Source organism: Caulifigura coniformis (genome assembly GCF_007745175.1).
Lineage (GTDB): Bacteria > Planctomycetota > Planctomycetia > Planctomycetales > Planctomycetaceae > Caulifigura > Caulifigura coniformis.
On sequence record NZ_CP036271.1, the window covers coordinates 2,880,054 to 2,893,014 of the forward strand.

The window sequence follows — 12,961 nt, forward strand, 5'->3', positions numbered from 1 at the left end:
TCCGCATTTGGACCACATCGAGGATTGAGTGATGGCTGATCGCGTATTGAAACTCGGTATCCCCGCCGGAAGCCTGCAGGAGGCCACGGCCGAACTCTTCCGCAAGGCCGGCTACAACATCACCTTCTCGTCGCGGTCGTACTACCCGCAGGTCGACGACCCCGAGATCGAGTGCCTCCTCATCCGCGCTCAGGAAATGGCCCGCTACGTCGAAAAGGGGATCCTCGACGCAGGTATCACCGGCCATGACTGGGTGTGCGAAACCGGCGCGAAGGTTACGGAGATCTGCGAACTGCAGTTCTCCAAGGTCAGCCGCCGACCCGTCCGCTGGGTCCTCTGCGTCCCCAACGATTCCCCCGTGCAGAGCGTCAAGGACCTGCAGGGAAAACGCATCGCCACGGAAGTCGTCGGCCTCACCCGCGATTATCTCGCGAAGCACGGAGTCACCGCCGAGATCGAATTCTCCTGGGGCGCCACCGAGGTGAAGCCCCCCCAGCTCGCCGATGCGATCGTCGAAGTCACCGAAACCGGTTCATCCCTCCGCGCCAACAACCTGCGGATCGTCTCCGAGGTCCTGCAGAGCACGACCCGGTTCATCGCCAGCCCGCATGCCGCCCGGGATCCCTGGAAGCGTGAGAAGCTCGACAACATCGCCCTCATGCTCAAGTCGTGCCTCGCCGCCGAGGGAAAAGTCGGCCTCCTCATGAATGTCCGGCGGGACCAGCTGCAGGAGGTCGTGAAACAGCTTCCCGCTCTGCAGAATCCCACCGTCTCGTCCCTGTCTGATCCGGAATGGGTCGCCGTGAACACCATTCTCGATGAATCGGTGGTCAGGGCGATGATGCCCCGGCTCAAGATGGCCGGGGCGACCGGCATCGTCGAGTATCCGATCTCGAAGATCATCGAATAAAACTCAAGGCCCGGTGGTTGTCGACCTCCGGGCCTTTTTTCGTGAGGCGACGATGTCCCTGCGCCTGGTTGAATCTCGCACCCATGTCGTGGCCGTCGAGAAGGGGCGCGTGACCGGCACCATCGGCGTGCTCGCACAACCCGGCCGCGTCGGACTCGTCTTTCCGCCGGAACTGGACCGCGCCTCGCCGGCGGTCCCCGGCGCCCTCATCGATGCGGCCATCCGTCGGCTCGAACAGGCCGGAGCCGCCTTCGCGCAGCTCACACTCCCCCTGGAAGACTCCCCCCAGGCGGAACTGTTTCTCCAGCACGGATTCTCCCTGCTCACCGATGCCGCGGTCCTCCAGCGGTCATTGAATTCCCCGCTGCCTCCTTCCGCCCGCTCCCTGCAGTCCATTCGCTGCGACCCGGTCGACGACGCGGACACGCTCGGCGACCTGATCCGACGCATCAACCAGGGAACCCTCGACTGCCCCGAACTCGATGTCCTCCGCACTCCCGCCGACCTGCTTGCGGCGCATCGCGCGCACTCGATGAATGGTCGCGCGCGATGGTGGAGATTTGAAGATGACGGGAACGATGTGGGGATCGTGCTGGGAACGACGGCCGAAGACGACGACGCCTGGGAGATCCTCTTTTTCGGAGTCGTTCCAGAGCAGCGTGGCCACGGCTTCGGCCGAATTCTGCTGACACGGTTTCTGGAAAACGCGACGGGAGAGACAGGCTTGGTGCGGGCGGGAATGGATGTCAGAAACGCTTTTGTCGAAAGTGTTTACGAAGATCGAGGTTTTGTCGAGACGGGCCGTTTCAGAGTCTGGGTGCATCCGCTCGCAGCGCCCGCGTAGAATCATTTCGACAGGTTTTCGACATCCTGCTCGCGCCGCTTCGTGGTCGTGAACGGTCTCTTCCTCAGCGAATTCCAGCGGTTGTCTGTCGTGTCTCCCTTCACTGTCTCTTCACGTTTGACACTCTCCACGGCACGGGTAGCATCGCCCGCGTCGAGTGAGTTTCAACATCGCGACTGCAGTGCTGGTGGAGTACTGAAGTCGCGATCGCGCAGATCAACCTGGATCCCAGGCGCACCTGTCTGTTCCGCGAGGAACAGCAATGGAGTGCTGTTGCGGAGCATCCCGTCGAACCGAGTCGGTCACGGGAACAGGACTGGTGCGCGCGGGGGGAGCACCATGGGTGTGGAACATGACGTTCCAAAGGCGGGCTACGTCGGGCGCATCCTGCAACTCGTGCAGTCAGCTCTGACGAAGCGCCGCAACAGGAACTGGTTTGATGGAAAATCGGCTCGCATCGACTGGCGCAACGAAGCGCTCGTCGTCTATGCACAAAGCCCCATCCTCCTGGGATGGCTGCAGAAGAACTACCACGACCTCCTCTGGGAGTCGGCCCGCATGGTCGGCGGCCCCGATGCCGTGGTCCGCTATGAAGTCGATGCCGCGCTGAAGCCGGAGGTCCCGGTTCTCGCAGCCCCCGCGGCTCAGACGCTGCCCGTGCGCGGCGCTACCCGCGCGCTCGCTCCGGCTTCCACGCCGCCGTCTCGTTCGCGACAGAACAAGCCGTTCGAACTCCAGCGGTTCGTGCGCGGACCGTCCAACGAACTCGCCGCCACGGCCGTCCAGACGCTGATCGAATTCCCCGACAGCTGCCCCAACCCCATGTACATCCATGGCGGAGTCGGCTGCGGAAAGACGCATCTCCTGGAAGGCCTCCGCGAGGGACTCGGCCGTCGCCAGCCTGGACTTCAGCTCCTGGCGATCACCTCCGAGGAATTCACCAACCTGTTCACGCAGGCCCTCGATACACGCTCACTCCCCAGCTTCCGTCAGAAGTTCCGCAACGTCGATGTCCTGCTCGTCGACGACGTCGATTTCTTTGACGGCAAACGCGTCGTGCAGGAAGAGTTCCTGCATACGATCAAGCATATGCTGAACCATGGCCGGCGCGTCGTCGTGACGGCCGATCGCCACCCCCGGCTCCTCTCCCGCACCAGCGATGAGCTGCTCAGCCTGTATCAGTCGGGCCTCGTCTGCCGGCTGGAAGCGCCCGATGCGACCACCCGGCTGAATATCGTGAAGCAGCTCGCCGACCGGATGAAGCTGAACGCCACCGTCGATGCGCTCGAGTATGTCGCCGAACGCTTCACCCGGAACGTCCGCGAGCTGGAAGGCGCCGTCCATTACCTGACGACCTGGCAGAATGTGAACGGAACACGGGTCACCGTCTCCGCCGCACGCGACGCCCTCTCAGTTCTGGTTCGCGACTGCATGAAGATCGTCCGCCTCGCGGACGTCGAGAACGCCGTCTGCAACCTGTTTGGCCTGCCTGCGGACGAGCTCCGCTCGGCCCGTCGGCAGCGGACCGTCTCCGAGCCGCGGATGCTCGCCATGTTCCTCGCCCGCCGCCTGACTCAGGCCGCCTACACCGAGATCGGCGCCCACTTCGGCGGACGCAATCACAGCACGGTCATGTCGGCCGAACGGAAGATCAGCGGCCTGATGAAGTCGAAAGCTTCGGTCCGCATTGCGGCTCAGGACTGGCCCGTCTCGGAACTGATCGCCCAGCTCGAGCAACAGCTGAAAGCTGTCTGACTGCCCGTAGAAACGAATCCGTGCCAGGGCTCCATGAGCGGAGCCCAGCGTGCCACGGCTCTGTGAGCCGTGCATTCCCGGGAAGGCCCACATCAGCACGGCCGAAACGGTCGCGGCAAATCTTACCCGCGGAACGCCACGCGCCCTTCCACGATGGTGAACTTCGCCCGTCCCCGCACGGCTCGCCCGTCGAATGGCGTGTTCCGGCTTTGCGACCGGAACTGCCCCGCATCAATCGTCCACGCCACGTTCGGATCGATCACGGTCACGTCTCCGGGCGCTCCTTCCGCAAGCGTCCCCCCCGGCACTTTCAACAGCGCCGCCGGGCCGACCGTCAGCTTCTCGAGGAACTGGCTCCACGACAGATGACCCGGCTCGACCAGCGCCTCGATGCACAGCGGAATCAGCGTCTCGAGGCCCACGATCCCGAACGGGGCTTTGTCGATCTCCACCATCTTCTTCTCGTCCGAGTACGGGCGATGATCGCTCGTGAGGACCCCGATCGTGCCGTCCTTCAGGCCGGCGATCAACGCGTCGATATGCTCGCGCGAGCGAAGCGGCGGCTCCAGCTTGTAGTTCGGATCGAACGACTCCAGGCATTCGTCCGTCAGCAGCAGGTGGTAAGGAGTGACGTCTGCGGTGACCTTCACGCCGCGCTTCTGGGCGTGCCGCACTTCCTCGACCGAGTTCTTCGTGGAGAGGGACATCAGGTGCATGCGCCCCCCCGTCGACTCCGCCAGGGCGATATTGCGGCGCACCATGATCTCTTCGGCCGCGGGCGGCATCCCCCTCAGGCCGAGCACGGTCGAGTAGTACCCCTCATGCATCACCCCCCCATGCACGAGTTCAGGAACCTGCGGATGGCTGATGATCGCCCGCCCGCCCATCCCGGTGTACTGCAGCGCCCGCCGCATCACCTCGGCGTTCGCGATCGGTCGGTGGCCGTCCGTGAAGGCGACCGCAGCCCCCTCTGTCAGCTGCGCAATCTCCGCCAGTTCCTCCCCCTTCGCGTTCTTTGTCACCGCCCCAAGCGGATAAACGCGGCAGTTGCCGGCCCGCTCGGCCTGGCGGGAGACGAACTCCGCAAACGCCCGCGTATCGACGACCGGATCCGTCTCCGGCATCGCGCCGACCGCCGTCAATCCGCCCGCCACCGCAGCCGCCGAGCCGCTGGCGATCGTCTCGTCTTCTTCGAACCCGGGCTCACCCAGAAAAACCCGGCAGTCGATCAGCCCCGGAGCCACGATGCAGCCGGACACGTTCAGCGTTTCATCAACCTGGCGATCGGCCGGTCGGGAGTGGGAAACACGGCCGTCGACGATCCACAGGTCGGACGTTTCGTCGCGGCGGGATGCCGGGTCGATGACGCGGCCTCCCTGGAGATGCAGGATGGACATTCAAGTTTCCGGAAAAGCGGTTGGCTGGCGGTAGAGTCCGCGGGGCAGTAGTTCTGGTCAAGGGACCCGGACACCGCGGGTTCCGTGAGGAACATCCGGCACGCAACGCCCACTTTGAAACCGCGAAGAATTCCATCCTGACATGAGTACCGCTCTGAACGTCGGCGACAAGGCCCCCGAATTTTCCCTGCAGAACGGCCAGGGTGAGACCGTCAAACTCAAGGACTTCAGGGGCCAGCCTGTCATCCTCTACTTCTACCCGAAGGACAACACCTCCGGTTGCACCAAACAGGCCTGCGATTTCCGCGACACGCAGCCCGCGATCAAAAAGGCCGGAGCCGTGGTCCTCGGCGTGAGCCCGGATTCCGTCGCGTCGCACGAGAAGTTCGCAACCAAATTCGAGCTGCCATTCACGCTCCTGTCCGATCCTGAGCACGCCGTCGCCGAGAAGTACGGCGTCTGGGTCGAGAAATCGATGTACGGCCGGAAGTACATGGGCATCAACCGCACCACCTTCCTGATCGACGACAAAGGACGAATCGCCCAGATCTGGTCGAAGGTGAAAGTTCCGGGGCACGTCGAAGCCGTCGTCAAATCCCTGAGTTGATCAAAAGCCCGGCTTCTCCCCTCTCGTTCGCGCATCCACCGCGACCGGCGGGGACCGAACTCGCCTCGCGTGAAGCCGGGCTTCTGGCAACTCGCTGTGGCGAGCCGCTGGCACTCGGCCCGGGCCTCTGCGACAGTGATCCCACGCAGGAGGACCAGTCATGTCAGCGCTCTGGATTTATGTTGTCCCCATCGTCCTCGCCCTGCTGATCTTCGGGGCCAGGCCGCTCCTGAACTTCCTCCGCCGCCGCGAGGCCCAGACCGCCCGTCGCCTCTTCAAGCTCCGCCGCGAATCGCTCGAAGCCAAGTTCTTTGAACTCGCCTCCCGCGCCGGCAAACCTCGCGGCCTGATCTGGAAAGAATGCGACTGGCAGGAGCCCGTCACTTTCGCCCGCGATCTCGAATCGGGTCTGCTGACCGCATTCGTGGGTGTCGAGATCCACTTCGAAGCCGTCGAAGGGGGCGACATGGAAGACGTCGAAGCCGTCAGCACGATCCGCGACGCCGCCGCCGTCTTCCACTACCGCGCCGGTCAATGGGGCACCGGCGGAAAAGCCCTCTTCAACATGAACCCGGCCGACGCCATTACCCGCCTCGAAGGCCAGTTTGAACCGGTGTCGTAGTCTTCGGGAGCGCGAAGGACCTCCCTCTCCCGGCGTTCGATTCATTGTGGAAGTGGATTGAATGGCGAGCCTGCGTGGAGTCGGTGGCTTGGCGGCAAATCGACGACTGGCGAATTCTGTGAAAATGGAAAGTTCTGCGGCCGAGTGAGAGCGCTGGTGGTGGCGGCGAAGATCGGCAGATTCGGCCGATTGGGGCGGCAACGGGCTTGAGAAAATGCCGCAAAACCACGCGGAACGCCGGCGCGGAATCGTGTCAATTCGAGTCTCGAAAATCGCCGGGGCGATTCGCCGCAAGTCCAATCGCTTATTGACCCTTTCGGCCGAACCGCCATATAAACCCGCCCCCTTCCCGTCCATTCCGGACGTTCCCTCCCCCCGGCGGATTCTGCGTGGTCTCCCCCCGGTTCCGAGCACAGGCCGGCATCATCGTCGCGATGCTGGGAGCGCTGCTGAGCGCTTCCGCGTCAGCCGACGAGAGCAGCCGCATTGCCGGACCCCCGTCCACGCTTCCGATCGCCAGCGATCCCACCGTCCTGCCGAGCGACCCGATCTCGATCTCGTCGCGGTATGGGCAGCAGTGGGTCGATCCGGACGGAACGAAAATCGTTCTGCTTCGGGGAAACTGCGTCATCGAACAGGGACAGCGACGCTACGAGGCCGACCAGCTCGTGCTGTTCGGTTCGATGGCCAGCCAGCCGGGCGATCCGACCCAGGTTTTCGCCTATCTCGATGGCGCCCTCGGTGGCGGCGTCCACATCCAGACTCCCGGTCACCGCGAGCAGATCGCCCGGGATCACATCGAACTCGTGACGACCGGCAAGTTCGAGATCTTCGTTCCGCCCGATGCGATGGTCGAGATCCCCGGTTCCAACCAGCGCGCGATTCCCACTCTGTCGGGCTCGAACGAGCGCGTCGTCGTCCGGGCGATCGAACGACGGAACTCGACGCTGCGACGCACAGCCCTCTCGATTCGCACCGCGTCGCAGCAGCTTCCGGCGCTGCCGTCTCCCGGGTTTCCAACGCCCGTCTCCACCCCCCGCCGGCGGCTCACGATCAACCCGCGCTACATCGCCCAGGAGCCTTCGGTCAGCACCAGCGTCAACCAGGCGGTGACCCCGGCCGAGTACGTCATCACCGTGACGAACGGCGTGAACATCGTCGTCGACAACGTGCCCGTGCAGGTGGGCGGGCAGCTGATGCTGACGCAGATCGACCTGACCGCCGACCGCGCGATCATCTGGACCGACGCTCCCGCCTCATCCAACCAGTTCGCGTTCGACCTGAATGAGAACACCCCCTGCCAGGTGTACCTCGAAGGAAACATCGTCGCCCGGATCGGCAGCAACGAAGCCCGCGCGTCGCAGGCCTTCTACGACATCAATAACCGCCGCGGCCAGTTGGTGAACGCCGAAGTGCGCACCTATCTGCCGCAGATCGACGGCATGCTGAGGCTGCGGGCCGATTCAATCCGCCAGCTGTCCGAAAGCAACTTCCACGCTCGCAACGCGTTCGTGACGACCAGCGCCTTCGGCCGCCCGGGCTACCGTGTGGAAGGGGCCGACATCTTCGTGGAGGAACGCTTCGACCCCAGCGGGCGGATCGATCCCGGCACGGGAATGCCTTCGACCGCCAGCCCGCAGATTACGGCGCTCAACACTCGATTTTACGTCGAGGAATTGCCGATCTTCGGGCTGCCCTATGTCAGTGCTCCCGCAGAGAACCTCCAGGTTCCGTTCGAGCGCCTGAATTTCGGCTACAGCAGCATCTTCGGTGCGACGGTTCACTCGGTGTTTAACGTCGAGACGCTCTTCGGCTTCGACCTGCCGGAGGGAGTCGATATGGGAGTCCAGTTCGACTATATGACCAAGCGCGGGCCGGGGCTTGGACTGAACACCGACTACGATGTCGACGGGCATCTGCTGGGACTTCCCGCACACCACGAAGGAACATCGAAGCTCTACTACCTGCACGACATGGGCGAGGACAACCTGGGGCGCGACCGTAGGGACCTCGCCGCCCCGAACAACCGCGGCCGGGCGATGTGGAGAAACCGGACCGACCTGTCGGTCGACACCTGGATCAACGCCGAAGTCGACTACATCTCCGATCGCAACTTCCGCGAGCAATTCGACGAAACGGGCTGGGACCGCGACAAGGATTCCGAAACCCTGGTGAACCTGAGCCACCAGTTCGGCAACGGCCAGTTCAACGCCCTGGTGAAGGGGCGGATCAACGACTTCTCCGACCAGACCGACTGGTTGCCGAAGTTCGACCTCTTCAACCTCGGTGAGCCGCTCTTCGGCGACGCGTTGACGTGGTCATCGCATTCGTCGGTCGGCTACGGTCGAATCCAGACCGCCGAAGCGCCCAGCGATCCGCAGGACGTGTTCACCCCGCTCCCCTACCTGCAGGACGCCAGCGGCCTTGTCGGCATGACCCGCCACGAACTCAACGCCCCCTTCATGCTCGGGGCGATGAATGTGTCACCCTATGTCATGGGCGAAGCGGCTGCCTGGGGCGAGGACTACAACGGTGACTCGCTTGCCCGCCTGTACGGCAGCGCCGGAATCCGTGGCAGCCTCCAGTTCTTCAAGGCGCTGCCCGACTATCGCGATCCGATCTTTGGACTGAACGGCCTGGCACACAAGAGCCAGATCGACTTTGACTACTACTATGCACAGTCGACAAAGGATCTCGACGAGATCCCGCAGTACAACGAATTCGATGAAGACGCCCAGGACCGTTTCCGCGAGCGCTATATCCCGCTCGAATTCGGCGGCGTGCTCCCGCCGGAATTCGATCCGCGGTTCTACGCCCTGCGTTCGGGAGCGGGCCGCGGCGTCGCCGATCCCTACTTCGAACTCGTCGACGACCAGCACGTGCTGCGTCTCGGCTGGCGGAACCGGCTGCAGACGAAAGTCGGACCGCCCGACCGGCCGCGGATCAAGGACTGGATGATCTTCGACCTGGAGGGGACGATCTTCCCCAACGCCGACCGCGACAATTTCGGCGAGACGCTGGGCCTGATCAACGGCCGGTACATCTGGAACGTCGGCGAGCGCACCTCGTTGCTGGCGAGCGGCGTGTTCGACGTGTTCGACGGCGGACAGCGGATCTGGAACGCCGGCGTGCTCACGCAGCGCGGCGCCCGCGGAAGCCTGTATGTCGGATTCCGGCAGGTGGACGTCGGACCGATCGAAAGCCAGCTCATCACGGGCAGCTATTCGTACCGCATGAGCCAGAAGTGGGTCTCGACGCTCGGCGCGGCGTATGACATCGCCGAAGGACGCGACCGTGGCGAATCATTGACGATCACCCGCATCGGGGAATCGTTCCTCTTGCATCTTGGCTTTGGATTTGACGTCAGCCGCAACAACGTCGGCATTGGCGTCTCGCTGGAGCCGCGACTCGGGCCGTTTGACGCGACTTCCACTCAACTGAGTTCCTTGCTGGGGATCAATCGATGAGCGTGCACGCCTCCACGCGATCCGCCGAAATGTCGACCATCAATCTCTCGCGCCGGCCCGCGTGGAGAGAACGGCTGGTCATGCTCGAACGCGGTGTGATGCTCAGCTTCCGCGGAAGCAGCATCGTCGCCATCCATTTCTTCTGCGCGCTGATCGGATCGACGGCCGGCCTGGTGCTGGGACTCGGCGCCCTCCAGTGGTCCATCCTGGTGCTCTGTTTCTCGACGACATTGGCGGCGGAACTCTCGCACCAGGCCGTGAAGAAGCTCTGCCGCTCGTCGTCTCTCGGGCGGGCCGATGCGCGGTGCGCCGAACAGTTGTCCGCTGCAGCCGCCACGCTCGCGCTCTGCGGAGCGATCCTCGTGGCGTTGATCGTGCTGCTCTCGCGGGTGGCCGAGTTCTGGTGACGCGGCGTCGCTCAGGGGAGATCGGCGTCAAACCCGATGGATTGGCCCTGCGAGAGGCGATCGCAGTCGATCGTGAACTTCGGTGATGCCCCGCCGGCGGAGATTTCGAATCGCCGCGACTCACCGGGCAGAAGGCCTTTCAGTGAATGAGCTGCCCGGACGCCATTGACCGCCGGCCAGGCGTGGTGGTAGAGCGGCGCGATCCCCGAGTTCTCCATCCGGATCAGCGATCGCCCAGGGGCTGAGGTGAATTCCGTGACGCGAAATCGATAGCCCATCGCGAGGCCGGCGTCGCGAATGCGTTCCGGCTTCTGATGCCGGGGCTGGGCGTCGCCGATAATGAACGACAGGTGAAACCGGCGGGCCTGATCCTCGAAGGGGATGCCATGTGGCCCAGTTGCGGAGAGCGCCTCTTTCTGGTCGCGCTTCTCGTAGAAGCTGAACTCCCCTCCGGCCGGGGCCCGTTTCCAGCGGGTGCGGTCGAGCGCGTTCCAGTCGAGCTCATTCACTTCACTGTGACGTTTGTGATTGAACGAGTCATCAAAGAGTCCAAAAGAGAGCTCGAGCAATTCCGGCGAGCCCGCAATCGGGGAATAGTCGTCGGACGCGTCGACGGAGATCATCCAGGGGGTCTCGCGGAGCGCGGTCGAGACGTGCTTCAGAAACTCCTCCTGAAACTCCTTGGAAGGGAACGTGAGGCCGAGCTTCATCGGGCCATCGTAGATGTGGTACTCCGCCCACAGCCCGAACCCGACCTGCACAAACGCGAGCCGTGGATCGCGATCATAGCGCCTTGCGAACTCGGTGAAGAACTCGAGGGCAAACTGCCTGAGGTCCGGGCTGGACCAATCGGGAAACTCGGTTGGCTGACCTTCGCTGTTGGCGCGGGTGAGGGTGTACGAGGGGGACTTGACGAGAAACGCCGGTACGCCGGTCTTCTGCCCGACATAGGTGTCGTGCCAGCGCAGGACAAGTTGATGCCCGCGTCCCGAGACTTCTTCCAGCAGGCGATCCAACTTCGACCAGTCGTACCGGCCGCTCGCGGGGGCCACGTCAGCATAAGTCATGTACGAGTATTCAAGCTGAATCGGGGCCGTCGCTGTCGCAGCGTTCGTGGCCCAGAGGACGATGCCGGTCATGGGCTGGACGGTCGTGACGGCCGACTTGAGCCTCACTGGACGCAACGGCACTTCCCCGCGGGCAACGGCGCTGAATACGGCCCCGGTCATCAGGAAGCAGATCCAGGGAAAGCATCGTCCAGCCATGCGTTCTGTTCCTGACAGGATGCCTGCGGTATTCAGAGCTTGCACACGAAGTCCAGGCGGGCCGCCTCCCGGAAGAGACAGTGTGACGGATCGCGACGAATTGCCGAGACTGCCACTGAGGAAAGTCACCAGGCGATCGCCTCGAACAGCTTCACCAACTTCGCCTGCCGGTGAGGGTTGATGGAAGAGACCCAGGCAATCCGACCTTGAAGGTGTTGCCGGAAGCGGGACGAGTCCTGTTGTTCCTCGGCCGTGAGTCCTTTGGTTCCACAGCGGTGCAGGATCGCCCGCAGCTGGTCAAATGCGGCCCTTGGTGTATTCAGGCCGTGATTCAGGTTCAGGCCGCAGACATTCTGTCGCCGGCCGGCTGGCATAATTCGCGTCTTCGCGTGCCGGACCGAGAGCCGTTCGTCGGCGAGAATCATGAACAGCGTTCGACGCAGGTCGACGACATCGCTGCGCGTCTCCCGGTCCCCGGAGAAGACGAGGTCGTCACAGTAGCGTGTGTACTGCAGGCCGCGCGACTCCGCGAGACGCGCCAGCCTCTGGTCGAAGCGAAACAGGCAGAGATTGGCGAGCGCAGGCGACGTCGGCGCTCCCTGCGGTAGATGAAGTCCACTCAATCGCGAGCGCAACCGCTGCACATGAGCATCGGCAGCGTGCCCGATGCCGTCGCACAGAACGTCGGACGGCGCAGCGTTCACGCACAGTCGGGTCAGCCACTGGGCGGAGGCCTCGGGATAGCCGAGGAACCGGAACACCTCGACGACCCGGTTCGCCGCGATGGTGGCGAAGAAGTCCGCGAGATCGAGACGCAGGACCCAGTTGCGTCGGACATGCGGTGAGAGAAACGTCTGGAGTGAACGCCCACGAACGAATGCGTGGGCGGCCGGGTGCGGCGGGACGTGGTCCAGGAGGTCGGAAAGTATCTGCCGCTGAACGGCCATGAGCCTCCACTTGGGGCTTTCAATCAACCGGACGCGGCCATCCGACTTCTTCAACCATCGGTAGGCATAGTTACGGGCGCGGGCGTGGCGGCGCCGTTCTGGAACTCCAGCACCGGCGAGGCCGTCGACCTGCCCGGGATCGAGGCGCAGCCAGGCCGCGATGTCTCCGGGTGTGCAGAGTGCGGGAACGAGAAGACTGGCGGCCGCGGGATGCGGCCGCATTCGTGGGCGAGGAAGGTCCGCGAGTGGAACGTCCTTCTGCCTCGGGGCCAGGTGGCGGTTTCTGGTGATCCAGAACGCGAGTCGGATGGCGCGCGGCGGCGCGGGAAACTCGGCCACGAGTTCCACGGCCGTCTGCCTCGGCCAGCGACTCCGTGCGACGGCGTGGAAGGTCGTCTTCAGGCGACCGGTCAGCGACTTTAGATCCCAGGGCCCCGCGAGAAGTGCCTCGGCGATTCGGGCAGCACGCAGGATCTCGCCGTTCACTCAAACCAGCCCTTCACGACGCGTCGAGTTCAAATCGAGCGGAGAACGCCCTGCCAGGTCGACGGCCGCGTGAGCAGACCTGCATGTCAGTGCAGTCACGCTCACGCCCGAAATGGAACAGGGAAACCATGTGTCATCCGGGGATGCCCCGGAGAAGTGACTCGTCGCAACATGACGGATCACCAGTCCAGAGCGTTCCCGCTCGACTGCGAGTGTGCCGGACAGTCGGCCCCGGTTGCAAGGTCGTCGCAACG

10 protein-coding genes are annotated in these 12,961 nt (G+C 63.8%); 7 read left to right on the plus strand and 3 right to left on the minus strand.

The features are described 5' to 3' along the window. Positions 1-31 precede the first annotated feature (31 nt). The 3 genes from hisG to dnaA all read left to right on the plus strand — a co-directional run bounded on the left by hisG (position 32) and on the right by dnaA (position 3,509). Positions 32-910 (plus strand): ATP phosphoribosyltransferase, encoded by an 879-nt coding sequence (gene hisG, locus Pan44_RS11365; RefSeq protein WP_145030173.1) that lies wholly within the window; start codon positions 32-34, stop codon positions 908-910. 52 nt (positions 911-962) lie between these two features. Beyond that, entirely contained in the window at positions 963-1,754 is a 792-nt protein-coding gene (locus tag Pan44_RS11370) for a GNAT family N-acetyltransferase (RefSeq protein ID WP_145030174.1), read from the plus strand. Positions 1,755-2,093: 339 nt separating this feature from the next. Further along, the gene (dnaA, locus tag Pan44_RS11375) at positions 2,094-3,509 is read left to right on the plus strand and encodes a chromosomal replication initiator protein DnaA (RefSeq protein ID WP_145030175.1); all 1,416 of its coding nucleotides are present in this window, start codon (positions 2,094-2,096) and stop codon (positions 3,507-3,509) included. Positions 3,510-3,631: 122 nt separating this feature from the next. Here the strand turns inward: dnaA and Pan44_RS11380 are convergent, their stop codons facing one another. Then, entirely contained in the window at positions 3,632-4,906 is a 1,275-nt protein-coding gene (locus Pan44_RS11380; RefSeq protein ID WP_145030176.1) for a dihydroorotase, read from the minus strand. 142 nt (positions 4,907-5,048) lie between these two features. Here Pan44_RS11380 and bcp point away from each other — a divergent pair, with 142 nt between their 5' ends. The 4 genes from bcp (at position 5,049) to Pan44_RS11400 (ending at position 10,009) form a co-directional block, all read left to right on the plus strand. Beyond that, positions 5,049-5,513: a thioredoxin-dependent thiol peroxidase gene (bcp, locus tag Pan44_RS11385; RefSeq protein WP_145030177.1), complete on the plus strand. Its 465-nt coding sequence runs from the start codon at positions 5,049-5,051 to the stop codon at positions 5,511-5,513. A 160-nt stretch (positions 5,514-5,673) separates the two neighbouring features. Next, on the plus strand, positions 5,674-6,135 hold the full coding sequence (locus Pan44_RS11390) for a hypothetical protein (protein WP_145030178.1): 462 nt from the start codon (positions 5,674-5,676) through the stop codon (positions 6,133-6,135). A gap of 389 nt (positions 6,136-6,524) precedes the next feature. Further along, entirely contained in the window at positions 6,525-9,602 is a 3,078-nt protein-coding gene (locus Pan44_RS11395) for an LPS-assembly protein LptD (RefSeq protein WP_145030179.1), read from the plus strand. A gap of 29 nt (positions 9,603-9,631) precedes the next feature. Next, positions 9,632-10,009, plus strand: coding sequence for a diacylglycerol kinase (locus Pan44_RS11400; protein WP_197454021.1), 378 nt, complete (start codon positions 9,632-9,634; stop codon positions 10,007-10,009). 11 nt (positions 10,010-10,020) lie between these two features. Here Pan44_RS11400 and Pan44_RS11405 read toward each other — a convergent pair whose 3' ends face one another. Continuing rightward, positions 10,021-11,274 carry a beta-galactosidase gene (locus Pan44_RS11405; RefSeq protein WP_197454022.1) on the minus strand — a complete coding sequence of 418 codons (1,254 nt, stop codon included), beginning with the start codon at positions 11,272-11,274 and terminating at the stop codon, positions 10,021-10,023. 125 nt (positions 11,275-11,399) lie between these two features. Next, positions 11,400-12,707: a reverse transcriptase family protein gene (locus Pan44_RS11410; RefSeq protein ID WP_145030181.1), complete on the minus strand. Its 1,308-nt coding sequence runs from the start codon at positions 12,705-12,707 to the stop codon at positions 11,400-11,402. Between the last annotated feature and the right edge of the window lie 254 nt (positions 12,708-12,961).